The sequence below is a fragment of the Nonomuraea sp. NPDC049607 genome (assembly GCF_040675375.1).
Classification (GTDB): Bacteria; Actinomycetota; Actinomycetes; order Streptosporangiales; family Streptosporangiaceae; genus Nonomuraea.
Genome location: NZ_JBFAOV010000008.1, coordinates 102,933 through 125,906, shown reverse-complemented (window position 1 = coordinate 125,906; position 22,974 = coordinate 102,933). Strand labels below are relative to the sequence as shown.

The 22,974-nt window shown below is 72.6% G+C and carries 25 protein-coding genes; 12 read left to right on the top strand and 13 right to left on the bottom strand.

What is annotated here, in order from left to right:
- Positions 1–29 precede the first annotated feature (29 nt).
- Positions 30–446 carry a hypothetical protein gene (locus AB0J97_RS18165; protein WP_364089828.1) on the top strand — a complete coding sequence of 139 codons (417 nt, stop codon included), beginning with the start codon at positions 30–32 and terminating at the stop codon, positions 444–446.
- Positions 447–452: 6 nt separating this feature from the next.
- Here the strand turns inward: AB0J97_RS18165 and cydB are convergent, their stop codons facing one another.
- From cydB to AB0J97_RS18150, 3 genes are all read right to left on the bottom strand, one after another.
- A complete protein-coding gene (gene cydB / locus AB0J97_RS18160) occupies positions 453–1,334 on the bottom strand; it encodes a cytochrome d ubiquinol oxidase subunit II (RefSeq protein ID WP_364089825.1) in 882 nt (293 codons plus the stop codon).
- A 12-nt stretch (positions 1,335–1,346) separates the two neighbouring features.
- Positions 1,347–2,690, bottom strand: a complete 1,344-nt coding sequence (locus tag AB0J97_RS18155) for a cytochrome ubiquinol oxidase subunit I (RefSeq protein WP_357698222.1) — start codon at positions 2,688–2,690, stop codon at positions 1,347–1,349.
- Positions 2,691–2,862: 172 nt separating this feature from the next.
- Positions 2,863–3,765, bottom strand: coding sequence for a polysaccharide deacetylase family protein (locus AB0J97_RS18150; RefSeq protein WP_364089822.1), 903 nt, complete (start codon positions 3,763–3,765; stop codon positions 2,863–2,865).
- Between the two features lie 96 nt (positions 3,766–3,861).
- Between AB0J97_RS18150 and AB0J97_RS18145 the strand changes: the two genes are divergently transcribed.
- From AB0J97_RS18145 to AB0J97_RS18130, 4 genes are all read left to right on the top strand, one after another.
- Positions 3,862–4,497, top strand: coding sequence for a carbon monoxide dehydrogenase subunit G (locus AB0J97_RS18145; protein ID WP_364089819.1), 636 nt, complete (start codon positions 3,862–3,864; stop codon positions 4,495–4,497).
- Positions 4,498–4,552: 55 nt separating this feature from the next.
- Complete coding sequence (locus AB0J97_RS18140; protein ID WP_364089816.1) at positions 4,553–5,449, top strand: hypothetical protein; 897 nt, start codon at positions 4,553–4,555, stop codon at positions 5,447–5,449.
- A gap of 61 nt (positions 5,450–5,510) precedes the next feature.
- Complete coding sequence (locus AB0J97_RS18135) at positions 5,511–6,182, top strand: DsbA family oxidoreductase (RefSeq protein WP_357698229.1); 672 nt, start codon at positions 5,511–5,513, stop codon at positions 6,180–6,182.
- 34 nt (positions 6,183–6,216) lie between these two features.
- Positions 6,217–6,621, top strand: a complete 405-nt coding sequence (locus AB0J97_RS18130; RefSeq protein WP_357698231.1) for a MarR family transcriptional regulator — start codon at positions 6,217–6,219, stop codon at positions 6,619–6,621.
- A gap of 43 nt (positions 6,622–6,664) precedes the next feature.
- Here AB0J97_RS18130 and AB0J97_RS18125 read toward each other — a convergent pair whose 3' ends face one another.
- Positions 6,665–7,279, bottom strand: coding sequence for a thymidine kinase (locus tag AB0J97_RS18125; protein ID WP_357698233.1), 615 nt, complete (start codon positions 7,277–7,279; stop codon positions 6,665–6,667).
- Between the two features lie 135 nt (positions 7,280–7,414).
- Here AB0J97_RS18125 and AB0J97_RS18120 point away from each other — a divergent pair, with 135 nt between their 5' ends.
- The 3 genes from AB0J97_RS18120 to AB0J97_RS18110 are packed head-to-tail and all read left to right on the top strand — an operon-like array spanning position 7,415 to position 11,561.
- The gene (locus tag AB0J97_RS18120; RefSeq protein ID WP_364089812.1) at positions 7,415–7,753 is read left to right on the top strand and encodes a hypothetical protein; all 339 of its coding nucleotides are present in this window, start codon (positions 7,415–7,417) and stop codon (positions 7,751–7,753) included.
- Between the two features lie 6 nt (positions 7,754–7,759).
- A complete protein-coding gene (locus AB0J97_RS18115) occupies positions 7,760–9,760 on the top strand; it encodes a hydantoinase/oxoprolinase family protein (protein WP_364089809.1) in 2,001 nt (666 codons plus the stop codon).
- Complete coding sequence (locus AB0J97_RS18110) at positions 9,753–11,561, top strand: hydantoinase B/oxoprolinase family protein (protein WP_364089806.1); 1,809 nt, start codon at positions 9,753–9,755, stop codon at positions 11,559–11,561. The genes AB0J97_RS18115 and AB0J97_RS18110 overlap by 8 nt, the downstream gene beginning before the upstream one ends.
- Before the next feature lie 13 nt (positions 11,562–11,574).
- On the opposite strand, the gene AB0J97_RS18105 is transcribed toward AB0J97_RS18110, so the two are convergent.
- Positions 11,575–12,444, bottom strand: coding sequence for an NAD(P)-dependent oxidoreductase (locus AB0J97_RS18105; protein WP_364089803.1), 870 nt, complete (start codon positions 12,442–12,444; stop codon positions 11,575–11,577).
- Between the two features lie 71 nt (positions 12,445–12,515).
- On the opposite strand from AB0J97_RS18105, the gene AB0J97_RS18100 reads away from it, so the two are divergent.
- Positions 12,516–13,196 (top strand): histidine phosphatase family protein, encoded by a 681-nt coding sequence (locus AB0J97_RS18100; RefSeq protein ID WP_364089800.1) that lies wholly within the window; start codon positions 12,516–12,518, stop codon positions 13,194–13,196.
- On the opposite strand, the gene AB0J97_RS18095 is transcribed toward AB0J97_RS18100, so the two are convergent.
- From AB0J97_RS18095 to AB0J97_RS18085, 3 genes are read right to left on the bottom strand one after another with little or no spacing between them, the layout of a single operon-like run.
- Positions 13,174–13,623, bottom strand: a complete 450-nt coding sequence (locus AB0J97_RS18095) for a hypothetical protein (RefSeq protein WP_364089797.1) — start codon at positions 13,621–13,623, stop codon at positions 13,174–13,176. The two genes, AB0J97_RS18100 and AB0J97_RS18095, sit on opposite strands and share 23 nt — an antisense overlap.
- The gene (locus AB0J97_RS18090) at positions 13,613–14,134 is read right to left on the bottom strand and encodes a sigma-70 family RNA polymerase sigma factor (RefSeq protein ID WP_364089794.1); all 522 of its coding nucleotides are present in this window, start codon (positions 14,132–14,134) and stop codon (positions 13,613–13,615) included. Before AB0J97_RS18090 ends, AB0J97_RS18095 begins: the two co-directional genes overlap by 11 nt.
- A 47-nt stretch (positions 14,135–14,181) precedes the next feature.
- Entirely contained in the window at positions 14,182–14,712 is a 531-nt protein-coding gene (locus AB0J97_RS18085) for a hypothetical protein (RefSeq protein WP_364089791.1), read from the bottom strand.
- A 75-nt stretch (positions 14,713–14,787) separates the two neighbouring features.
- Here AB0J97_RS18085 and AB0J97_RS18080 point away from each other — a divergent pair, with 75 nt between their 5' ends.
- Both AB0J97_RS18080 and AB0J97_RS18075 read left to right on the top strand, forming a co-directional pair.
- Positions 14,788–15,945 carry a CoA transferase gene (locus tag AB0J97_RS18080; protein WP_364089788.1) on the top strand — a complete coding sequence of 386 codons (1,158 nt, stop codon included), beginning with the start codon at positions 14,788–14,790 and terminating at the stop codon, positions 15,943–15,945.
- A 73-nt stretch (positions 15,946–16,018) separates the two neighbouring features.
- Positions 16,019–17,503 carry a carboxyl transferase domain-containing protein gene (locus AB0J97_RS18075; RefSeq protein WP_364089785.1) on the top strand — a complete coding sequence of 495 codons (1,485 nt, stop codon included), beginning with the start codon at positions 16,019–16,021 and terminating at the stop codon, positions 17,501–17,503.
- 4 nt (positions 17,504–17,507) lie between these two features.
- Here the strand turns inward: AB0J97_RS18075 and AB0J97_RS18070 are convergent, their stop codons facing one another.
- From AB0J97_RS18070 to AB0J97_RS18050, 5 genes are read right to left on the bottom strand one after another with little or no spacing between them, the layout of a single operon-like run.
- A complete protein-coding gene (locus AB0J97_RS18070; RefSeq protein ID WP_357698255.1) occupies positions 17,508–17,903 on the bottom strand; it encodes a hypothetical protein in 396 nt (131 codons plus the stop codon).
- On the bottom strand, positions 17,900–18,346 hold the full coding sequence (locus AB0J97_RS18065; RefSeq protein WP_357698257.1) for a hypothetical protein: 447 nt from the start codon (positions 18,344–18,346) through the stop codon (positions 17,900–17,902). Before AB0J97_RS18065 ends, AB0J97_RS18070 begins: the two co-directional genes overlap by 4 nt.
- A gap of 4 nt (positions 18,347–18,350) precedes the next feature.
- On the bottom strand, positions 18,351–19,160 hold the full coding sequence (locus AB0J97_RS18060) for a carbon-nitrogen hydrolase family protein (RefSeq protein WP_364089782.1): 810 nt from the start codon (positions 19,158–19,160) through the stop codon (positions 18,351–18,353).
- Entirely contained in the window at positions 19,120–20,061 is a 942-nt protein-coding gene (locus tag AB0J97_RS18055; protein ID WP_364089779.1) for a DUF418 domain-containing protein, read from the bottom strand. The genes AB0J97_RS18060 and AB0J97_RS18055 overlap by 41 nt, the downstream gene beginning before the upstream one ends.
- On the bottom strand, positions 20,058–21,761 hold the full coding sequence (locus AB0J97_RS18050; protein ID WP_364089776.1) for an alpha/beta fold hydrolase: 1,704 nt from the start codon (positions 21,759–21,761) through the stop codon (positions 20,058–20,060). Before AB0J97_RS18050 ends, AB0J97_RS18055 begins: the two co-directional genes overlap by 4 nt.
- Before the next feature lie 40 nt (positions 21,762–21,801).
- Here AB0J97_RS18050 and AB0J97_RS18045 point away from each other — a divergent pair, with 40 nt between their 5' ends.
- Positions 21,802–22,971, top strand: a complete 1,170-nt coding sequence (locus AB0J97_RS18045; protein WP_364089773.1) for a pyridoxal phosphate-dependent aminotransferase — start codon at positions 21,802–21,804, stop codon at positions 22,969–22,971.
- The last annotated feature ends 3 nt before the right edge of the window (positions 22,972–22,974 follow it).

Sequence of the window (22,974 nt, the reverse complement as noted above, 5' to 3'; positions counted from 1 at the left end):
GGCGCGGGCGGCCGTGCGTACCTCCGCACATGACGACATTTCCACGTCTGGCCGCTCTCGCGCTGCTGGCCGGGCTGGTCGCCGCCTGCTCCTCCGGGGGCGGCTCCGCGGCGCCCGGTCCGAGCGCCCCGCGGGCGGCGGCGCCGCAGACCGTCGAACAGCTCGCCGCCAAGGTCGGCTGCAAGCCGCGCATGCAGGTGGACGCCGCCGAGATCCGTACGGGCTACTGCCGGACCCCCGACGGCCAGTTCTTCGTCACGACGTTCGCCAGCCAGTCCGGCAAGGACGCCTGGATGGACGCCGCCCCCGAGTACAACCCCCACCTGGTCGGCAACCTGTGGACCGTGCTGTCCAGCCGCAAGGTGCTGGAGCTGCTGAAGGAGCGGCTCGGCGGCGACCTCCACCTGAAGGACCACCGCACGAACCAGATGCGCAAGGTCGGTTAGCGGGCCCTACGCCGCCGTCAGGATGACCCGCTTGCGGAACACCCAGTACGTCCAGCCCTGGTAGACCAGCACGAACGGCAGCGTGATCAGCCCGATCCAGCTCAGCATCGTCAGCGTGTACGGCCCCGAGGCGGCCTGCGCCAGCGTCAGCCCCGGCAGCGGCGCGACGCGCAGCTCGATGAAGACCGCCAGCGTGGCCAGCACGATGCCCGCGGCCGTCGCGCCGAACGCCCAGCCCTCCCTGCGCCGCCAGATCAGCGCGGCGGCGGCGGCCAGCGCGGCCATGGCGGCCAGGGCGGGCGGTGAGCCCAGGTTCGACAGGGCGAGCACGGCCACCGGGATGGCCACCGCCGCCGCGGCCATGGCGGCGGTCCTGGCCCGGCGGCGCACCGGGCCGGTGGTCCGCAGCGCCAGGAAGACCGCGCCGTGCAGCACGCAGAGCGTCAGCGTGAACACCCCGCCGACCAGGGCCGCCGGGCCGCTGTCGAACAGCACGTCGGCGAAGATCGCGCCCCACAGGAAGGCCGGGAGGCCGCTGCCGACCAGGATGCCGACGTCGCACCAGATCGGGTTGGCGACCTTGCCGCGCCATTCGAGCCCGACGCCGCGCACGATCAGGCCGACCAGGATGAGCGTGACGGGCAGGTAGAAGGCGCTGAACAGGCCGGAGTACCAGGCGGGGAACGCGGCGAACATGGCGCCGACCGCCGTGATCAGCCACACCTCGTTGCCGTCCCAGACCGGGCCGATGGTCTGCAGGCTCTGACGCTGCTCGGCGGCGTTCCTGCTCAGGAGCGGCGCCAGCAGGCCGACGCCGAAGTCGAAGCCTTCGAGGACGAAGTACCCGGTCCAGAGGAAGGCGATGATGACGAACCACAGGTTGATCATGGTCTGGTCCCTCTAGTACATCAGCGACGGTTCGAGCGGCTGCGCCTCGGGAGCCGGCTGCGGCTCCTCGACGCCCTTGCGCACATGCTTGGCCAGCAGGACGACCTCGGCCACGGCGAGGCCGCCGTACAGGAGCGTGAAGACGGTCAGCGAGATGGCGACCTCGGCCAGGGTCACGCCGGGCGAGACGCTGGAGGCGGTCAGCAGCTCGCCGGCGACCGTCCACGGCTGCCGGCCGATCTCGCTCAGCAGCCAGCCCGCGATCACTGCGGCGAACGGCAGCGGCAGCGCGAGCAGCAGCGCCCGCGCCAGCCAGGACGGCACCTCGCGCCTGCGCCGGGTCAGCCAGAGCCCGAGCAGCGCCAGCCCCGCCGTGGCCATGCCGAACACGATCATCACGCGGAACGACCAGAACACGATCGTCTGGTCGGGCCGGTAGTCGCCGGGGCCGAACTGCTGCTCGAAGCGCTTCTGCAGGTCCTCGGTGCCCTGGACGGTGGCGTTGAGGTCGTTGGTGGCCAGGAAGCTGAGGACCTTCGGGATCTCGATGCCGGGCGCGAGGGAGAAGGCCGCCCCGGCGGTGTCGCGCTCCAGGCCCTCGGCGGAGGCCAGCTTCATGGGCTGCTGCTCGTACATCAGCTTGGCCGACATGTCGCCGGTGCCCGCGACGACCGCCCCCGCGATCGCCGTCATGACCAGCGCGCCCCGGGCGGCGCTGCGCCACATCGGCGCGCGCGTCCTGAGCAGCCAGTAGCCGCTGACCGCCAGCACGAACCCGCCCGCCACGATGAACGCCGCCCCGATGACGTGGGGGACCTGCGCGACCGCCGTGGAGTTGGTCAGCACCGCCCACAGGTCGGTCATCCTGGCCTTGCCGTCCACGACCTCGTAGCCGACCGGGTGCTTCATCCAGGCGTTGGCCGCGAGGATGAAGTAGGCCGACAGGTTCGATCCGATGGCGGCGGCCCAGATGCTGGCCAGGTGCGCCTTCTTCGGCAGCCGGTCCCAGCCGAAGATCCACAGGCCGAGGAACGTGGACTCCATGAAGAAGGCCAGCAGCGCCTCCATGGCCAGCGGGGCGCCGAACACGTCCCCGACGAACGTGGAGTACTCACTCCAGTTCATGCCGAACTGGAACTCCTGCACGATGCCGGTCACCACGCCCATGGCGAAGTTGATCAGGAACAGCTTCCCGAAGAACTTCGTGAGCTTGAGGTAGTGCTCTTTGCCCGTACGGTGCCAGGCCGTCTGCAGGCCCGCCACGAAGATGCCCAGACCGATGGTCAGGGGTACGAACAAGAAGTGGTACACGGTGGTGACCCCGAACTGCCACCGTGCCAGGTCAAGCGCGTCCATCTGTTCCCCACCCGCTCATCGCTCTACAGGCTGTAGTACTTCTACCTGTAGTAGTACTACAGGGCGTAGAGCATCGCGATGCGACCTTGGTCACATCCCCCGTTTTCTGGCTACTCGTCGAGGATTCCGTACGGGTGCGTCCCGGCGCGTCACCCGCCGGGCGGATCGTTCTCTACCCCGCCCGGCGGACCCCGCCGGAGGCGTCCAGGTAGGCCTGGAGATTGCCCAGCTCGAAACCGCGCCGCCGGATCTTGTCGATCAGCACGCGGAAGTCCGCCGCCAGGTTGGGGCGGAAGTGCAGGAGCAGGATGTCGCCGGGACGCAGGCGCTTGTCGGGCACCTGGTAGGCGATCTTGCCGCCCGGCTGGACGGTGGCCGTCCACAGCAGCACGGCCTTCATCCCGCAGCGCCGGGCGGCCCGCAGCGTGTCGGTGTTGTAGCTGCCGAACGGCGGCCGGAACAGGGACGGCCGGGTCCCGATCTCCTTGCCGACCACCTGGGCCGAGCCGCAGATCTCGCGGCGCTGGCCGTCGAAGGGCAGGCGGCGCAGGTCGGGGTGGGTCAGCGTGTGGTTCTCGATGGGCACGTGGAGATCGCGGAGCTGCCGGAAATATCCCCACTTGCCGGCGCCCACGTAGCGGCCGGGGCCGCCCGCCGGGTCGGGGCTGCCCTTGGCCTCGACCGCGTCGCGCATGGCGAAGGCGGTGATGGGCACGCGCCGGTCGCGTACCAGCTTGACGAAGCCGGGGTCCTGCTCCCAGCCGTCGTCGATGGTCAGGAAGACGACCTTGCGCTTGGTGGGGATCGAGCTGATCACCGGGGGCAGGCCGTCCTCGCCCCTGATCGGGCCCACCTCGCCCGCACGCGGCAGCGCCCCCGGCGGGCCCTGCGGGGTGGGCCGGGGAGTGCGCGCGCCGGTCGCGGACGGCTTCGCCGACGGCCCCGGCTCGACGTCGCCGGTCGTGCCGCCCTGCGCGCACCCGGCGACCAGCGCCGACAGCACCCCGGCGAGCACGACGGGACCCAGCCCGCCACGCCCGGCCCCGCCCCAGACCGTTCCACGCCCCCAGCACATGGAGCACCATCTTGCCAGCCCTGATCCGCACGACGCGTCGCGCGACTGGCAGGTCTTGCCCTTAACCAGCCGCTCACCGGTGCCTAGAGTGGCCGCATGAAGGTGGCGGGCAGCGCCGTGATCGGCGTACAACGTGATCGAGTGTGGGCCGCGCTCCAGGACCCGGCGGTGCTCGTACGCACCATCCCGGGCTGCGAGCGCCTGGAGGAGACCGGGCCGGACACCTACAGGATGACGGTCAACGCGGGCGTGGCGTCCGTCAAGGGCGTCTACCAGGGGGAGGTGGCGCTGGCCGAGCCGCACGCGCCGGAGAGCTTCACCCTGCGGGCGCGCGGCCAGGGCGCGCCCGGCACGGTCGAGGCCACCGTCCAGGTGCGCCTGAGCGAGATCGACGGCGGCACCCGCGTCGACTACGACGCCGACGCCGTGATCGGCGGGATGATCGGCGGGGTCGGGCAGCGCATGCTCGGCTCGGTGGCCCGGCGCACGGCGGGGGAGTTCTTCTCCGCCGTCGAGGGCCACCTCTGCGCCCCGCTCCCCGCCGCCCAGGAGCCGGCCGACGCCGCACCCGCCCAGGCCGCTCCCGCGGTCTTCCAGCGGCCTCCCGGACGGGCCGCCGAGACCCGCCCGTGGGCGCTGCTGGCCTCCTTCGGCATGGGCGCGGGCGTCGCCCTCACCGGCGTCGCCGTCGGCTGGCTGCTCGCCCGAGGCGGACGCGGCCGGCGTGGCTGAGGGACGCGCCCCGACGACCCTCGCGGAAAAGGATCTCCGGGCGTAGCGTGGCGGTATGCGGCAGGCACACGCTGAAGACGCACGGACCGAAGCCAGGCGCATCGTACGCAACCTGCTGGGCGACGAGCGCCCGACCGCCGAGACCCTGGTCGCCGACGTGCGGCCGGTGCTCGGCGACGAACGGACCGACCGCGCGCTCGGGCTCGCGCTCGGCGCCTCCCTCACCCGCAGATCGGCCGAACTGGCCGCCATCGCCGCGCTCCTCGTCGGCACCCGCGAGCTGGGCGACGGCTGGTGGACGCGGCCCAGGGGCGGCAAGCTGCCCTCTCCCGACGAGGTGCTGCGCACGGCCGTCGCGATCGAGCCGTGGACGGACCTGACCGCGCTGGAGATGCTGGCCGCCTGGAGCGCCGACGACGCCGCCGACCAGCTCTGGGGCCGTCCCGCCGCCGCGGTCGACCTCAACTCCTGGCAGGCCGAGGACCGCTTCTCCCTGCCGCCGGGAGTCAGGCCGGGCCAGCGGCTCGTGGTGCACTTCGACGCGGGCGGCCGGCTCGACGCGGTCGTCGCCCGCCGTCCCGACGACGCGCTCGGGTCCAATCTGGACTTCCAGTCGCTGCGCTACTCCAGGCCCGCCGAGGCCCAGTGGAGCTGGGGGGTGGCGGCCGGGCTGGGGCCCCACCGGCTCCCCGGCGAGAAGCCCGACCCCTACGCCCGCGAGATCCCGGCCGCCGCCGCGGGCGTCCTGCGGGCCTGGGCCGTACGCCACGGCGTCACCCGGGAGGAGCTGGGCGAACGCTGGGGGACCGTGGGCGACGTGGTGGCCGCCATCGAGCGGGTCGACTGGATGTGGCGCAGCGGCGAGTGGTTCGGATGGTGGCGCGGCGCGTCCGCGCTGGTGGACGACTCGGCCTACCTGCCCTACCGCCTGGAGGAACTGGCCGCCGGCTGATCGGCTCCTTGCGGGAGCGGCCCGCAGGAATCGCCGTGCGGGCCGCGTGGTTGTGGCTGAGGTGAAAGTCGAGATTTTCTCCGATGTCGTGTGCCCCTGGTGTTACATCGGGCATGTCAGATTCGCCCGCGCCGCCGAGCGCTTCCGGGCCAAGGGCGGCACGATCGAGGTGACCATGCGCCCGTTCCAGCTCAATCCCGACGCCCCCGCCGAGGCCGAGCCGCTGATCCCGGCCCTTGAGCGCAAGTTCGGGCCCGGCGCGCGGCAGATGACCGAGCGCGTCGGGTCCGTCGCCGCCGAAGAGGGCCTGGCGATGGACTACGAACGGGCCGTCAGCGCCAACACCTTCGAGGCCCACCGGCTCATCGAGGTCGCCACCGCCCAGGGGCTCGGCAAGGAGATGGCCGACCGGCTGTTCGGCGCGTACTTCGGCGAGGGCGCGGACGTGGGCGACCCCGGCGTGCTGAGCCGCCTGGCCGCCGAGGTCGGCGTCGAGGACACCGGCGAGGGCGCCGAGCAGGTGCGCGAGCAGCTCGGCCGGGCCGGGGCGCTGGGCATCAGCGGGGTGCCGCTGTTCCTGTTCGAGGGCAAGTTCGCGGTGTCGGGCGCGCAGCCCGAGGACGCCTTCGCGGCGGCCATCGACGAGGTCGCCGAGCGTACCGGGCAGACGCCGATCACCCAGCTCGCGCCGCCGGCCGACGGGTGCGACGACGACGGCTTCTGCGCGGTCTGAACGGCCCCGCCCGCGGCGGTGCGAGAATCGGGGGGTGTCCAGCCGTCGCCTTGGTTACCTGCTCAAGCATGCCGCGCTGCGCCTGGCCGAGTTCACCGGCCCGGCGCTGGAGCCGTACGGCCTCGACGGGCGGGAGCTCGCCGTGCTGGCGGTGATCGACGCCCCCGAGCCGCTGTCGCAGCAGGAGCTGGCCCAGCGGCTCGGCATCGACCGCACGACCATGGTCGCCATGGTCGACGCGCTGGAGGCCAAGAAGCTGGTGGCGCGGCGGCCCCACCCGGGCGACCGCCGCAAGAACGCGGTGGAGCTGACCGACGGCGGCCGCGAGACCATGCGCCTCGCGGTGCCGGCCGTGGAGGCCGCCGAGCGCGCCTTCCTCTCCACCCTGCCGGAGGACGAGCAACGCCTGTTCAGGGACGCCCTGCACCGGCTGGTGTGAGACCGGAGCGGCGCCCTGCGCCGGCTGGTGTGTGGCGCCGGGGTCAGGCCGGGGTGGCGCCCTCGCCGAGCTGGCCGGAGCGGTGGTGGCGGCGGCAGAGCACCTGGTAGCGCACCGCCGAGGCGTCGGTGTCGCCGATCACGACCTGCTCGCCCGTCCGCGCCAGCACGCCGCCCACCACGCGCGCGTTGAGCTGCCCCGGGCGGCCGCACCAGCACAACACCTCGACCTGCAGCCGGCACACCTCGTCGGCCAGCTCGAACAGCCGCTGCGCGCCCGGGAACATGACCGACCGGAAGTCGGAGGCCAGCCCGAAGGCGTAGACGTCGATGCCGTGCTCGTCCACCAGGTCGGCGAGCTGCTCGATCTGCTCGACCGTGTAGAAGCAGGCCTCGTCGCAGATCAGGTAGTCGATGCGCTCGTGCGAGGTGACCAGGCGCACGAGGTCGAGGGTGTCCTCCACCTCGATCGCCTCAAGGCCCAGCCCGATCCGGCTGGTGACCTTCGGGCCGCCGGAGCGGTCGTGCTTGGTCAGGACCAGCCCGCGCCGCCCTTGGCGGCCGTGGTTGTAGTTCATCTGGAGCGCCAGAGTGGACTTCCCGCAGTCCATGGGGCCGAAGTAGAACTTCAGCACGGCGTCCCGCGCTCCAGAAGGCACGGCAGACAAGGCAGACAGTTCGGTCACAGGAGGCCAGCTTAGCGGCTTGGCTTGTCCCATGACCTCGTGGGACATTTCTCCCCTGGACTATCAGGAGGAACTGTGGTCACCGACAATCCACCGACGCTCGACGCGATGCTGACACAGGACGACGTGACGGCCGCCCAGGCCGACGCCACCCGATGGCGGTACGGTTTCCTGGTCGTCGTGGCGGGCATCGTCGCGATCCTGATCGCCTTCGGCGCCGCCGTGTTCGCCACCAAGGAGTTCGCCGCGCTGTTCGCGGGCGTCGCCGGGGTGGTGGGCACGATCATGGGCGCCTATTTCGGCGTGCAGGCGGGGCAGTCGGGGAAGGCCAAGGTCGAGGCCGAACTGGCGAAGTCCCAGGAGCTGGTGGTGCGCCTGGCGGCTTATGTCGGCACCCAGAACGCGCCCCGGGTCATCGACGAAGTTCTCGGCCGTCGCCGAAGCTGAGGAGCCATGCGTAGCGTCCGTATCGGAGTGGACACCGGGGGCACGTTCACCGACGTCGTGGCGGTGGACGAGCAGACCGGTGAGATCGTCACCACCAAGACCCCCTCGACCCCCGCGAACCCGGCCGACGGGTTCGTCGCGGGCATCGGGAAGCTGGGCGAGCTCGACGTCGCCTCCATCGTCCACGGCACCACCGTCGCCACGAACCAGTTGCTCGAAGACCGCATCGCGAACCTCGGGTTCATCACCACCGAGGGCTTCGAGTACGTCCTGGAGATCGCCAGGCAGAGCGTGCCGGACGGCTACGGCAACTCCTACTTCTGGGTCAAGCCGCCGCGGATCGTCCCCGTGCATCTCGTCAGGACGGTCGGCGGGCGGCTGGACCACCTCGGCAACGAGGTGCGGCCCTTCTCCGAGGAGCAGGCCGTCGAGGCGGCGCGCTGGTTCAGGTCGAAGGGCATCAACGCGGTCGGCGTGTGCTTCCTGCACTCCTACGCCAACCCCGAGCACGAGCGCCGCATGCGCGAGGTGCTCTGGCGCGAGCACCCGGAGGCGGTGATCTCGCTCTCCAGCGACGTGCTGCGCGAGTACCGCGAGTACGAACGCTCGATCACCACCCTGGTGGACGCCGCCGTCAAGCCCGCCATGCGCGGCTACATCGCCAACCTGTCCAACCGGCTGGGCATGCCGTTCTCGGTGATGAAGTCCAACGGCGGCGTGCTGTCGGCCCGCGAGGTCGTCAACCAGCCGATCACCACCGTGCTGTCGGGCCCGGCGGCGGGCGCGCTCGGCGCGGCGCTGATCGCCTCCACCGCCGGGCACCCCTCGGTGATCACCCTCGACGGCGGCGGCACCTCGACCGACGTGGCCGTGGTGATCGACGGCGAGCCGTCGCTGACCACCGAGGGCACGGTCGGGCGCTACCCGTGCAAGATCCCGATGATCGACATCGTCACGGTCGGCGCGGGCGGTGGCTCGGTGGCCTGGATCTCGCCCGAGGGCACGCTCAAGGTCGGCCCCCGCTCCGCCGGCGCCGATCCGGGGCCGCTCTGCTACGGCAAGGGCGGCTCGGAGGTCACCGTCACCGACGCGCACGTCTTCCTCGGCCGCATCCCGCCCCACCTGCTCGGCGGCGAGATCCCGCTCGACGTGGAGGCCGCCCGCCAGGGCGTCGAGGCGCTGGCCGCCAAGCTGGGGCTCACCCCCGAGCGCACCGCGACCGGCATCCTGGAGATCAGCGCGTTCAACCAGAGCAACGCGATCCGGCAGCTCACCGTCAAGCGCGGCCTCGACGTACGCGACTTCCCGCTGGTGACGTTCGGCGGGTCGGGGCCGCTGCTGGCCTGCCGCCTGATCGACATCCTGGGGCTGCCGGCCGTCGTCGTCCCGCGCGACCCGGGCAACGTCTCGGCGTTCGGCCTGCTCACCGTGGACGTCAAGAACGACTACGTGCGCACGTACGTCACCCGCGACCTCGCGCTCAAGACCGCCGCGCAGATCTTCCAGGAACTGGAGGGCCAGGCCGCCGAGGCGCTCGACCGCGAGGGCTTCGACGACCCGGTCTACGTCCGCAGCGCCGATCTGCGCTACTACGGGCAGGCGTTCGAGGTGCGCGTCGCCGCCCCGGCGGGCCCGCTCGACGACGACTGGAAGCGCACGGTGATCGACGGCTTCCACGACGCCCACGAGAAGCTGTACGGCTACGCCTACCGGGAGGACCCCCGCCACGGCGTCGAATGGGTCAACCTGCGCGTCTCGGGAATCGGTCCGATCACCCGTCCGGCCGTCCGGCGGCTGGAGGGGCCGGGCAGCGGGGCCACCTCGGTCCGTCCCGTGCATTTCGACGAGACCCGCGACACGCCGATCCACCAGCGCGCCGCCCTCGGCCCCGGCGCCACCGTCCAGGGCCCGGCGGTCATCGAGGAGTACGGATCGACGATCCCCGTGCACCCGGGCTTCACCGCGAAGGTGGACGAATACGGAAATGTGGAGATCCGACGTGATTGATCCGATCCTGGTGGAGATCGTCGAGGGCACGCTGGCCTCCGTCGAGCAGGAGGTCGAGACGGCCATCGCCCGCACGGCCCGCTCCCCGATGATCCGCGACGCGCACGACTTCCGCGCCGGCATCCACGACGCCCGCCTGCGCAAGCTCACCGGCCGCTCCTACAGCGCGCTCGTCCAGCCGATCGTGCGCGACTTCCCGATCGAGACGATGAAGCCCGGCGACGTCTACTTCCACAACGACGTCTACCTGTCCGAGGGCGGCATCGGCCACCTGCCCGACCTGTGCGTCACCGTGCCGGTCTTCCACGACGGGGCGGTGGTGGCGTTCGTGCAGGCGTTCGGCCACCACGACGACATCGGCGGCGCGGTGCCCGGCTCGATGCCCTCGCACGCCCGCTCGGTGTACGAAGAGGGCCTGATGATCCCGCCGATCAAGCTGTGGGACCAGGGCGTCCCCAACGAGACCGCGCTGCGCATCATGACCCGCAACTCCCGCATGCCCGACTCCCTGGCCGGCGACCTCGACGCCGAGTGCTCGGCCTGCCTCATGGGCGCCCGCCGCCTCGGCGAGCTGTTCGACCGGTACGGCAGGCAGGCCGTCGAGGAGTGCTTCGACGCGATCGTCTCCAAGACCACCGAGACCTTCCGCAGGGAACTGCTCGCCAGGATCCCCGAAGGCACGTACGTCTGGGAGGACTACGCCGAGCACGACGGCGTCGACGAGCCCCGCCTGCACGCTCAGCGCATCACGCTCACCGTCGACCACGCCGCCGACGCGCCGCTCACGATCGACTTCACCGGCACCTCGCCCCAGGCCAAGGGCCCGATCAACCACGCGGGCGACTACGCCGACGGCGTCTTCCTGAAGAAGTGGCTCGCGCCCGTGCTGCGCAACCTCGCCGACACGCCCGAGCGCATGGCCGAGCTCGACGTCAACGAGGGCGTCGTCCCGCTGATCAAGATGGTCTTCCCGGAGAAGGGCACGCTGCTCACCCCGGTCTTCCCCGCCCCCACCAACGCCCGCACGTTCGTCATCCTGCGCCTGCTCGGCGTGCTGGCCGGCGTGCTGGCCAAGGCCACCGGCGGACGCATGCCCGCCGACCAGGAGACCATCCGCTACACCGGCGTGCACGGCACCGACGCCGACGGGATGCCGTACCTGATGCGCGAGGTCCTGGGCGGCGGCTCGGGCGGCCGCTGGTACGCCGACGGCGAGGACACCATCCACATCGTCCCCGACTCGCGCAACATCCCGGTCGAGTTCGCCGAGGCGCGCTGGCCGTTCCGGGTGGAGCGGCTGGGGCTGGCCTGCGACTCGGGCGGTCCGGGCATGTTCCGCGGTGGGCTGGGCTACGACAAGCACATCAGAATGCTCCGGGACGCGTCGTACATGTCGATCGCCGACCGGTCGATCCTGTCGTGCTGGGGCGTCAACGGCGGCCTGGCCGGGCGCCCGTTCCGGGTGGAGATCGCGGGCAAGGAGATGGACGGCCTGGTGGACGACCACCCCGTCCAGGCCGGCGACCTGATCCGCATCCGCACGACGGGCGGCGGCGGCTGGGGCTCCCCCTACGACCGCGACCCGAGGGCGGTGGCGGCCGACGTCCGCGACGGCAAGGTCTCGATCGCCGGCGCCCTCGGCGACTACGGCGTGGTCCTGGACGGCGACCGCATCGACGAACGCGGCACCGCCGAACTCCGCGCCCGCCTCCGTCCCCCCGCGGACCGCTTCTTCGACCGCGGCCCCGGCTACCCGAGGCTGTCCGGCGGAAGAACGTTCGCCGAGGTGGACGAACTGTAGGCGCCGGTGCGGGCTACTCCTCGCCGAAGCTCGCGAAGTACGTGGCCGCCATGTCCTGGTCGCCGTGTCCCTGGGCCTCGGCGCGGCGCAGGCGTTCGCCGGCCGCCGCCACCATGTCCAGTCGCACCCCGGCCGACTCGCCCGCCTGGGTGATCAGCCGGGTGTCCTTCTCGGCGTTGTGGACGGTGAAGGACGGCTCGAAGTCGCCCTCCAGGATGGCCTTCGACTTGGCCTGGAAGTAGACGTTGTCCATCGGGCCGCCGGTCACCACCTCGCGGACCATGCCGGGGTCGAGGCCGAGCCCCTTGGCGAGGGCCAGGGCCTCGGCCACGATGCCGGTCATCGAGATGCCGTAGCTGACGGCGGCCATCTTGAGCTTGGTGCCGGTGCCCTGCGAGCCGTCCTCGCCGAGCCAGAGCGTGCGCGAGCCGACGGCGTCGAAGACCGGGGCGAGCGCCTGCCGGGCCTGCTCGGGGGCCGCCGCCAGGATGACCAGCTTGCCCTGCTCGGCCGGCTGCCTGGTGCCCTGGACGGGCGCGTCGGCGAAGGTCAGCCCGTGCTCGGCGGCCAGCGCGGCCAGGCGGTCCACCGCGGCCACGCCGACCGTGCTCATCTGCGCCCACACCTGGCCGGGGCGGAACGCGGGCGCGGCGGCGGTCATCGCGTCATGGACGGCGTCGCCGTCGCTGAGCATCGTGACGATCACGTCGGCGCCCTCGACCGCCTCGGCGGGGGAGCCGGCGACGAGCGCGCCGTCGGCCGCCAGCGGCTCGGCCTTGTCCCGCGTACGGTTCCACACCCTGACCGACAGGCCGGACTTGAGCAGGTTGCGGGCCATGGGGGCGCCCATGAGCCCGGCCCCGAGTACTGCGACTTCAGTCATGAGATCACCCTACGACGGCCCGTTCCGGCGACCCCGGCCAGGTGCGGCCTCCGGATGCGAGGATGTCCGGCATGGGACCTTCGCGGATCATCGCCGTACGACACGGGGAGAGCCAGGCGAACCTGGCGCACGCGCAGGCCGGCGACCGGCCGCTGGTCTACGAGCGGGGCGACGACGAGGTGTCGCTGACCGACCTCGGCCTGCTCCAGGCGCAGGCGCTCGGCCGCAGGCTGGCCGGGCTGCCCGACGGCGAGGCGCCCGAGGTGGTGTGGTGCTCGCCGTACCTGCGGGCGCTGGACACCTGGAACGCCGTCCGGGAGTCCTGGGGAGCCGCCGCGCTGCCGGTGACCGTGGACAGGCGGCTCAGGGACCAGGAGTCGGGCGCGTTCGCGCCCTTCAACCTGGCCGCCATCAGCGAGCGCTTCCCCGGCGAGGTGCGGCGGATGCGGGCCGAGGGCCCCTACGCCTACCGGCCGCCCGGCGGCGAGTCGCTGGCCGACGTGGTGGTCCGGCTCAAGGACCTCCTGGCCGGGCTGCGCGAGGCGGCCGACGGGCGGCGGGTGCTGATCGTCGCCCACGACTCGGTGGTGCTGGGGCTGCGGCACGTCATGGCCGGGCGGGACGACGCCGAGCTGGCCGACGTCCTGCGGTTCGCGCCGGTGCTGAACGCGTCGCTGTCGGTCTGGCGGGCCGCGGGCGGAGGGTTCGAGGTGGTGGCGTTCAACGACGTCACCCACCTAGATCCCGCTTGAGCCGCAGCAGCCGCGCCCGCCGCGCGTGGGCCTGCCCGGTCAGCACGGCGCTCGCCGCCACGAACGCGAACCCGAGCGCCAGCGCGCCGGTGGCCACGGCGGCGACTAGCGCGGTGGTGAGCAGGGCGGCGGCCAGGGCGATCCAGCCGGCGATCACCCGGTCGCGGGCGAACAGCGGCGTCCTGCGCGTGCTCAGCCAGCCGCCGTAGCAGGCCCAGGCCAGGCAGAACGCGGTGAGGGCGGCGAAGGCCAGGTGGGTGCGGCCGGGCAGTGGGCCGGGCTCGGTCCACCACAGGGCGCAGACGAAGACCGTCCCGGCGGTCCCCGCGAGCAGGGCGGTCAGCGCGCGCACGCGCCGCCACGGCGACAGCGACGGTTCGAGGCGCTCGATGATCTCGTCGGCGGTCAGGCGCGGCTCATCGGTCATGGTCGATCTCCTTCAGGTGGTCGCGCAGGAGGCGGCGGGCGCGGCTGAGTCTGGACTTGACGGTTCCGGCGGGGATGCCGCAGATCTGGGCGCACTCCTCGACCGGCAGGTCCTCCAGGTAGTGCAGGACGAGGATCTCCCGCTCGGGAAGGGGCAGGGCGGACAGGGCGGCCACCAGGCCGGCGCGGTCCACGACTGCCCCGGCGGGGTCCTCGGTCACCGGCTCGGGCTCGGCCGCGCTCTCCGCCCTCGCGTACTCCTCGCGCAGGCGGTCGGTGACCGCCCGGCGGGCGATGGTGAACAGCCAGGGCGCGAACCGTCCGGGGGCGCGCAGCCGGGGCAGGCCGCGCACGACGGCCGCCCAGATCTCCTGGGCGACGTCGTCGGCCCGTTCGGCGTCCAGCATGCGCCGGACGTAGGTCCAGACCGGGGTGTGCCACCGGTGCACGAGTTCGGCGATCGCCGCGCGTTCGCCCAGCTGGGCGCGTACGACGAGCAGCTCATCTGTCATGTCGTCCTTCCGTCACCCTGCTCAGTCGGGCGGGAGGGCGACCCGGTTCACGTCTCGACGACGAGATCGGCGCGCTCGCGGGTGCGGTCGGCGGCGAACCAGGCCCGTTCGGCCGCGAACCACTTCCGCCAGCGGGGTTCGAGCTCCGGGCCGTCGCGGTCGAGGACGCGCCGCAGCCGCACGGCGTCCGGGGCCTCGACCCAGACGGTGAAGGCCAGCAGGCCGGCGGCCGACCGGCGGGCGGTGCCGACGCCCTCGACGACCAGGACGGGCCCGGCCGGCACGGCGACGTGCTCGGCATAGCGCTCGCCCACCCAGTCGTACCTGCGGAAACCGGCCGGGCGGCCGTGCCGCAGCGGTTGCAGGACCTGCTCGTCCAGCAGGCGGAACCAGGCGCCGGGGCCGTCGTCCCAGTGGACGGGGAAGTCGTCGCTGTGGATCACCTGGCAGCCGAGCGCCGCGCCGAGCCGGCCCGCGTACGTGGTCTTGCCCGAGCCCGCCGGGCCGTCGACGGCCACCAGGCGGACGGGCCCGCAGGAGGGCGGCAGGGCCCGGATGCGGCGGGCCAGGGATTTCACCGGACCAGGGTAGGCGATGGGCGACGGCCGCCTGAGAGAATATTCCTCCGGCCCAACGCAAGCTGGAGGTTGACCTTGCCCGGACCCCTCGGCGACGTCGTCGTGCTCGATCTGTCCAGGGCCCTCGCGGGGCCGCACGCCGCGCAGATGCTCGGCGACCTGGGCGCCCGGGTGATCAAGGTGGAGCATCCCGACGGGGGTGACGAGTCGCGCGGCTGGGGGCCGCCCTTCGTCGGGCCCGACCATGACATCTCGACCTACTTCCTGGCGGCCAACCGCAACAAGCAGTCCATCGCGGTCGATCTCAAGTCCGCCGAGGGCAGGGAGCTGATCGAGCGGCTCGTCCGGCAGAGCGACGTGCTGATCGAGAACTTCCGCACCGGCGTGCTCGACCGGCTCGGCTTCCCCGTCGAGCGCCTGCACGAGCTCAACCCGCGCCTGGTCGTCCTGTCGATCACCGGGTTCGGCCACGACGGGCCCGAGGGCGGCCGGCCGGGCTACGACGTGATCGCCCAGGGCGAGGCGGGGCTGATGTCGCTGACCGGGCCCTCGCGCGAGGAGCCGTACCGGGTGGGGGCCTCGATCGCCGACCTGCTGGCCGGCATCCACGGCGCGTACGGCGTGGCGGCGGCCCTGTACGAGCGTGAGCGGACCGGCCGGGGCCGGGTGGTGCGCACGTCCCTGCTGGCCGCGGTCACCGGCGTCCACTCCTACCACGGCACGGCCTGGACGGTCGGCGGCCAGGTCCCCGGCGCCAACGGCAACCACCACGCCTCCATCGCCCCCTACGGCGCCTTCCGCTGCGCCGACGGCCTGCTGCAGATCGCCGTGGCGAACGACGGCCAGTGGAAGAAGGTCGCCAAACTACTCGACATCGACCCTGATGTGGCGAAATATGCGACCAACAGGCAGAGATTCGCGCACCGGGATGAGCTGATCGCCGACATGGAGAAGGCCCTGGCCGACCACGACCGCGCCCACTGGCTGGCCAGGCTGGGCGAGGCCGGCGTGCCCGCGGGCGCGATCAGGTCGATCGACGAGGTCTACGCCTGGGAGCAGACCCGCTCCCAGGGGCTGCTGGTCGAGGTGGACCACCCCGTGCTCGGCCCGATCGAGCTGCCCGGGCCGCCGCTGCGCTTCGACGGCCTGCCCGCGGCCGAGCACACCGCGCCCCCCGCGCTCGGCCAGGACGGCGAGGCCGTGCTCGCCTGGCTCGAAGAGCGGGAGGGATGATCGGCAATTCCCGGCTCCGGCATGTACCCTCGTGCGTCACCATGGCATCATCGGTTGATCGTTAGGAGCGATAGTGAGCCGTCCGGACGCGCGCACACTGATCGAAGCGGTCCTCGACAGGGGGTCGTGGAAATCGTGGGACGCGCCGCCCGCCGACCCGGCGGAGCCCGGCTCCTCCTATGCCGAGGAGCTGGCGGCGGCCCGCGCGAAGTCCGGCTACGACGAGTCGGTGATCACCGGCGAGGGGCTGCTCGACGGCCGCAGGGTCGCCGTCGTGGTCTGCGAGTTCTCCTTCATGGCCGGATCGGTCGGGGTCGCCGCGGCCACCCGCATCGCGGCCGCGATCGAGCGGGCCACGCGTGAGCGGCTGCCGCTGCTGGCCTCCCCGGCCTCGGGCGGCACGCGGATGCAGGAGGGCGCGCTGGCGTTCGTCCAGATGGTCCGGATCACCGTCGCGGTGCAACAACATCGCGCGGCGGGGCTGCCGTACGTCGTCTACCTGCGCCACCCGACGACCGGCGGCGTGCTGGCCTCCTGGGGGTCGCTCGGGCACGTCACCGCGGCCGAGCCGGGGGCGCTGATCGGGTTCCTCGGGCCGCGGGTGTTCGAGGCGCTGCACGGCTACCCCTTTCCCGAGGCCGTCCAGGTGGCCGAGAACTTCTACGACCACGGCCTGGTCGACGCCGTGGTGTCGGCCGACGACGCCCGCAGGGTCGCGATCAGGGCCCTTTCCGTGCTGTGCGCGGGCCGCGCCCCCGTCGAGGCGGGCGAGCCGCCCGAGGAGGACCTGCGGCCCGTCGAGGCGTGGGAGGCGATCACCCGCTCGCGCCGCGACGACCGTCCGGGCGTGCGCACGCTGCTCAAGCTCGCCGCCACCGACGTGACGCCGCTCAGCGGCAGCGGCGCCGGCGAGAACGAGCCGGGGCTCGTGCTGGCGCTGGCCAGGTTCGGGTCCGCGCCCGCCGTGGTGCTCGGCCAGGACCGGCGCAGGCAGCGCCAGCGCTCGCCGCTCGGCCCGGCCGGGCTCAGGGTGGCCAGGCGCGGCATGCGCCTGGCGGCCGAGCTGGGGCTGCCGCTGGTCACCGTGGTCGACACCGCGGGGGCCGACCTGTCGAAGTCGGCCGAGGAGGGCGGGCTGGCCGCCGAGATCGCCCGCTGCCTGGCCGAGCTGGTCACGCTCGACGCCCCGACCGTCTGCCTGCTGCTCGGCGAGGGCGCGGGCGGGGCGGCGCTGGCGCTGCTGCCGGCCGACCGGGTGCTGTGCGCGCAGCACGCCTGGTTGTCGCCGCTGCCGCCGGAGGGCGCCTCGGCCATCCTCTACCGGTCGGTCGACTTCGCCCCCGAGATCGCCCAGGCCCAGCGCATCCGCGCCACCGACCTGCGGCGTGACGGCATCGTCGACCGGGTGATCCCCGAGCTGCCCGACGCCGCCTACGAGCCCAGGCAGTTCTGCGAGCGCGTGGGGCGGGCGCTGGAGCACGAGATCGCCGAGCTGCTGAAGGTGGGCCCGGCCGACCGCCTGGCGGCCCGCCTGGCCCGCTACCGCGGCCTCGGCTGAGAGGCTACGGCACGGGCACGCGCTCGACGCGGATGGAGAAGACCTCCTCGCGCGGCACGACGACCTCGTACGCGCCGTGGTCGACCATCCAGTAGCCGAGCGCCTCGGCCTTCATGCCGCTGTGGCCGGTGTAGGCGATGTGCAGGCCGTCGTCGTCCTCGTCGAGCACGATGCACGGCTCGCCGCCGAAGGCGCCGACGGTGCGGATGAGCACCAGCCACTCCAGCTGCGACCTGGCCACCACCCGCCGCCAGTAGCCCGAGGAGGGCTCGAAGCCGTCGAGGTCGACCTCGCTGAACAGCACGACCTGGTCGTTGTCGGGGCCGAGCGCGGCCGGCAGCGTACGCTCGCCGAAGCGGGCCACGAAGCCGGAGGCGACCGGCGTGATCTCCTCGCTCATGCGGCGGGCCGCCAGGTCAGGCCGTCGTAGCCGGCGAAGGGCCGCTCGCCCTCGCCGGTGACGTGGACGATCTCCGCGCCCGCCGGGATCGGCATCGGGACGGTGTGGAACTGCGGTACCACGTGGTCGGGCGAGGTGGTGAACCCGTTGCCGGCGAACGGCGGCACGTCGCTCCAGTCACCTCCCATGTGCGGGCCGTAGGGCACCGCGTAGGTGTCGACGTCGCGGGCGTGCCAGCGCATGACGTAGAGCTCGGGGACCTCGGGGAACAGCTCCGAGCCGTCGAAGGACAGGTCGAGGCCGTAGTAGAGGGCCGCCGGCGTGGTCAGCCTGACGCAGTCCTGGACCCGGTAGACGTAACCGGAGATCACGGTGCGCTTGCCCGACAGGTACGGCACGAGCAGACGCGGCGGCACGACCTTCTGCATCTGCGTTCCGCTCATGGCTCTACTTTACGGTCGGTTGACCCTTGAGCACCCGGTGATCCAGACACGGGAGCATGGCCCTGGCGGTGGCCGTCCATTCGGTGTCGAGGCGGACGAGCTGGACCCCCGGGCCGGTGCCGAGGTCGGCCCGTACCACCCCGAGCGGGTCGACCAGCATGCTGCGCCCCACGCCGAACCCGTCCTTCGACTCCTCCGGGTTGGGCGCCTGGCCGACGGCGGCGGTCCACATCGTGTTCTCCAGGGCCCGTGCGCGGACCAGCGTGACCCAATGGTCCTCCTTCAGCGGGCCCGACCCCCAGGCGGCGATCATCGCGAACAGGTCGGCGCCCTTGTCGACCAGCGCCCTGGTCAGCTCGGGGAAGCGGATGTCGTAGCAGGTGACCAGCCCGACGCGCAGCCCGGCCAGCTCGACCACGGTCGGCTCGGCGCCCGGCGCCACCATGTCGGACTCCTTGGAGCCGAAGGAGTCGAACAGGTGGATCTTCCGGTACGCGGCCTTGATCGCGCCGTCCGCGCCGATCGCCACGGCCGTGTTGTGCACCTTGGACCCGGCCGGGCCCTCGCCCGGCTCGAACACCCCGGCGATCACCGCCAGGCCGTGCGTGCGGGCCGCCTCCGACAGCCCCGACACGAACGGCCCGTCCAGCGGCTCGGCCAGCTCGGTGACGCGCCTGCCGTAACGGGTGAGCGTGGCCTCGGGGAAGATCGCCAGGTCGGCCCCCTCGGCGCGGGCGAGCGCCTCCCTGGCCCTCTTGAGGTTGGTGGCGGGGTCAGGAGAGACCGGAATCTGGCAGAGGGCGATTGTGGTCACGGCCCGACTCTAACCGGTTGGGCACCAGTCGAAACCAGGTCAGGCACCGCCAGATCCACTCAAGGGGGCCGTACCGAAATCTGGTGAGCCACCACCCGCTGATCAACGTCTGCGCCACCACGGTCGTCAGCGCCACCGCGAGCACCGGCCAGCGGGTGGCGCCGGTCTTCAGCGGGACCGTGCACAGCGCGATCACCGCCGTGCCCGTGACGTAGTTGGTCAGCGCCATCCGGCCCAGCGGTTCCAGCAGGGCCGACAACCAGGGCCGCAGCGCCAGCAGCAGCCCGCTGGTGTACGCCGCCGCCCCGGCCAGCGCGGCCACGCTGTAGACGGTCCAGTCGCCCGCCCCGGGCACGTCGGCGACGCCCGCCCAGGTGGCCGTCAGCACCAAGGACGTCAGCGCCGAGCCCGCGAACACCGGCGCCAGCAGGCTCCGCGGCGGACGCAGCCGCATCAGCCCCATGCCGACCAGGAACAGGCCCGGGATGAGCGTCGGGCCCGCGCCGTGCCACGTCGCCCAGACGGTCGCCACGACGCCGAGCGCCAGCACCGGCAGGCCGCCCGGCAGGAACGAGGCGGGCAGCAGCACCACCAGGCCGTAGAGGGCGTAGTCGGTCAGCACCTCGCCCTCGTAGAAGGTGTGCTGGAGCAGGCCGAAGCAGGCCAGCCAGGCCAGCCGGCGGGCCAGCGCCCAGCGGCTCTTCGAGCGGTCGAGGAACAGCACGAAGCTGATCCCGAACAGCAGCGAGAAGATCGGGTAGAAGCGGCTCTGGAACAGGGCCTCGATCGCGCGGTCGATCCCGGTGTACGGCTCGTGGCTCGCGTGCTGCCAGGTGTTGACCAGCATGATGCCGCCCACCGCGAAGCCGCGGAGGGCGTCCAGCTCACGGATGCGCGTCACAGGAACCAGGTGAACCACCATACGAGGAATCCGGCGCCGGCGACCGCCGCCACGATGTGCGGCCACCGCCGATCGTGGAACAGGGCCGCGACGCTCAGCACGGCCGAGGCCACCGCGATCCACGTGTACAGGCCGATCGTGCCCGGGACGCCGACGGCCAGGGCCGTCTCGTTCCTTTCGGCCATGCCGTAGACGGCCTGGCCGGTCAGCCCGGCGAACGCGACGCCGGCCAGCCCCGCGAAGGCGGTCACCGACCGGCCGCGCAGCGCGCCGGCGGCGAGCTGGACGAGCGAGACGAGCGCGAACAGCCCGAAGGGCGCGGCCAGCCAGGGAGCCTTCGAGATCAGGTACGGCGCGCCGGTGACGTGCGTGTCGGCGAGCCGCAGCGTGGGCGGCTGGGCCGGGTCGGGCTCGCAGGGCTTCGGCCAGGCGCGGTCGGGGGTCTCGACGAACTCCGCGATGCGCTTCCTGGCGCACGCGCTGGTGAGGAAGACGGCGTGGCTGCCGCGGAACGTCTCGAAACGGGCGCCGGGGATGGCCCTGGCGGCGGCCCCGGCGGTCCGCACGGGGGTGGTGGGATCCCGGTCGCCGCCGACGACGTAGACGGGGGCCTTGGGGACGGCGTTCACGGGGGTGGACTTGGGGAGCCGCCAAGCATCACACACCGCTTTGTCCACATTTACCGTGAAAAGTCGGGATCTGGTGGTGAAGGTGTTGAACGGCACCTCGTCCTGGCACTGCACCGCGTGGTACAGCCCGAACTCGTGCGACACCAGCCCCTGGCCCACCGCGTCGGCCAGCGGCCGCAGCAGCTCGTCGTGCCCCTCGGCCAGGCCGCCGACCAGCGCGGGCGCGACGGCCGACACGTCCGCCTCGTGCAGCGCCTCGGCGAGCACCGTGGCCACGTCGTCGCCGGACATCGTGGCCGTGAACGGGCGGCCGAGCAGCGGATCGGTGGCCGGCACCCGGGCGGGGGCGCGGTTGAGCCGGGACACCAGCCGGTCGAAGGCGTCGCCCGTGCCGAGCGCGGCCATGGTGTCGCGCAGGTTGCGGTCGGCGTCGTCGTACCAGGCCACGGACTCGGGCAGGAACGAGTCCAGCACGACCGCGCGCACGCCTTCCGGGTCGGCCGCTGCGACGTCCGTCATGACGCGGGTCGAGTAGCTGACGCCGAACAGGTTCCAGGAGGGGTAGCCGAGCGCCTGGCGCAGGGCGACCACGTCGGCGGCGATCTCCTTGGTGTTGTAGCCGCGCAGGTCGATGCCCTGCTCCTGGAGGCGGGCCCGGCAGCGCCGGGCCGCCGCGGCGACGTCGGCGCGCGGCCTGCGCAGCCGTCCGAGCATCGCCTCGGCCGTCTCGGGGCAGCCCAGCACCGGACGGGAGTACTTCCCGCCGCGCTGCTCGATCGTCACCACGTCGCGGTCGGGGAACATCTGGCTCAGGAACCCGGTGAGCTGCAACGACGACGACGCGGGCCCGCCGCCCATGTACACGATCGGGTCGGGCCTGCGGGCGGGGGCCGTCGAGGTGTGGACGGCGTACCCGACCTTGACCGTCCGGCCCGGCGTGTCGCGGCGCTCGGGCACCGCCAGGAAGCCGCAGACGGTGTGCTCCGGCACGGCGACCGGGCAGGGCGCGGCCTCGACGGGAGGGGGCGTGTCACGCATGGGAAGGGGGACGCTCAGGGCGAGGGCTAGCACGACCCGGATGATCACGAGACGAGACTAATAGTGTGGGGGCGTGACGGAACCACTTGTTTCCAGGATGCGCGCCTTCGGCACGACAATTTTCGCCGAGATGAGCGCGCTCGCCGTGCAGACCGGGGCCATCAACCTCGGACAGGGCTTTCCCGACACCGACGGCCCGGCCGCCATGCTCGACCGCGCGGTGCAGGCGATCACCTCGGGCGCCAACCAGTACCCGCCGGGGCCGGGGGTGCTGGAGCTCCGGCAGGCGGTCTCGGAGCACCGGATGGCCCACTACCGGCTCGACTACGACCCCGCGGGCGAGGTGCTGGTCACCGTGGGCGCCACGGAGGCCATCGCGGCGAGCGTGCTGGCGCTGTGCGAGCCGGGCGACGAGGTGATCGCCTTCGAGCCGTACTACGACTCCTACGCGGCCTCGATCGCGCTGGCCCAGGCCAGGCTCGCGGCAGTGACGCTGCGGCCGGTGGACGGCCGGTTCACCTTCGACCCCGACGAGCTGCGCGCGGCCGTCACGCCGCGTACCCGGGCGATTCTGGTCAACTCGCCGCACAACCCGACGGGGACCGTCTTCACCAGGGACGAGCTGACCGTCATCGCCGAGCTGTGCCAGGAGCACGGCCTGATCGCGATCACCGACGAGGTCTACGAGCACCTCACCTTCGACGGCGTCGAGCACGTCCCGCTGGCCACGCTGCCCGGCATGCGCGAGCGCACGGTCATGATCTCCTCTGCGGGCAAGACGTTCTCGGTCACCGGCTGGAAGACCGGCTGGGTGTGCGCGCCGCCCGAGCTGGTACGGGCGGTCTCGACGGTCAAGCAGTTCCTCACCTTCACCGCGGGCGCGCCCTGGCAGCTCGCGGTGGCGTACGGGCTGCGCACCGAGCTGGAGTGGGTGGCCGCCCTGCGCGCCGGGCTCCAGGACAAGCGCGACCGGCTGATGGACGGGCTCGCGGCGGCGGGGTTCGAGGTGCTCAGGCCGGCGGGCACGTACTTCGTGCAGACCGACATCCGGCCGCTGGGCTTCACCGACGGCCTGGAGCTGACCCGTCGCCTGCCGGAGCTGGCCGGGGTGGTGGCCATCCCCACGCAGGTCTTCTACGAGCACCCCGAACGCGGCAGCCACTTCGTCCGCTTCGCCTTCTGCAAGAAGGACGAGGTCATCGACGAGGCCGTCACCCGGCTCAAGCGCCTGTCCCAGGGGTAGCCG

Excerpts from the sequence above, each read along its gene's own strand:
- AB0J97_RS18070 (WP_357698255.1), bottom strand. The coding sequence starts at position 17,903 with ATGAGCGAGGAGATCACGCCGGTCGCCTCCGGCTTCGTGGCCCGCTTC.
- AB0J97_RS18155 (WP_357698222.1), bottom strand. The coding sequence starts at position 2,690 with ATGGACGCGCTTGACCTGGCACGGTGGCAGTTCGGGGTCACCACCGTG.
- AB0J97_RS18120 (WP_364089812.1), top strand. The coding sequence starts at position 7,415 with ATGCTGACACAGGACGACGTGACGGCCGCCCAGGCCGACGCCACCCGA.
- AB0J97_RS18150 (WP_364089822.1), bottom strand. The coding sequence starts at position 3,765 with ATGTGCTGGGGGCGTGGAACGGTCTGGGGCGGGGCCGGGCGTGGCGGG.
- AB0J97_RS18100 (WP_364089800.1), top strand. The coding sequence starts at position 12,516 with ATGGGACCTTCGCGGATCATCGCCGTACGACACGGGGAGAGCCAGGCG.
- AB0J97_RS18165 (WP_364089828.1), top strand. The coding sequence starts at position 30 with ATGACGACATTTCCACGTCTGGCCGCTCTCGCGCTGCTGGCCGGGCTG.
- cydB (WP_364089825.1), bottom strand. The coding sequence starts at position 1,334 with ATGATCAACCTGTGGTTCGTCATCATCGCCTTCCTCTGGACCGGGTAC.
- AB0J97_RS18115 (WP_364089809.1), top strand. The coding sequence starts at position 7,760 with ATGCGTAGCGTCCGTATCGGAGTGGACACCGGGGGCACGTTCACCGAC.
- AB0J97_RS18090 (WP_364089794.1), bottom strand. The coding sequence starts at position 14,134 with ATGACAGATGAGCTGCTCGTCGTACGCGCCCAGCTGGGCGAACGCGCG.
- AB0J97_RS18140 (WP_364089816.1), top strand. The coding sequence starts at position 4,553 with ATGCGGCAGGCACACGCTGAAGACGCACGGACCGAAGCCAGGCGCATC.
- AB0J97_RS18145 (WP_364089819.1), top strand. The coding sequence starts at position 3,862 with ATGAAGGTGGCGGGCAGCGCCGTGATCGGCGTACAACGTGATCGAGTG.
- AB0J97_RS18105 (WP_364089803.1), bottom strand. The coding sequence starts at position 12,444 with ATGACTGAAGTCGCAGTACTCGGGGCCGGGCTCATGGGCGCCCCCATG.
- AB0J97_RS18095 (WP_364089797.1), bottom strand. The coding sequence starts at position 13,623 with ATGACCGATGAGCCGCGCCTGACCGCCGACGAGATCATCGAGCGCCTC.
- AB0J97_RS18065 (WP_357698257.1), bottom strand. The coding sequence starts at position 18,346 with ATGAGCGGAACGCAGATGCAGAAGGTCGTGCCGCCGCGTCTGCTCGTG.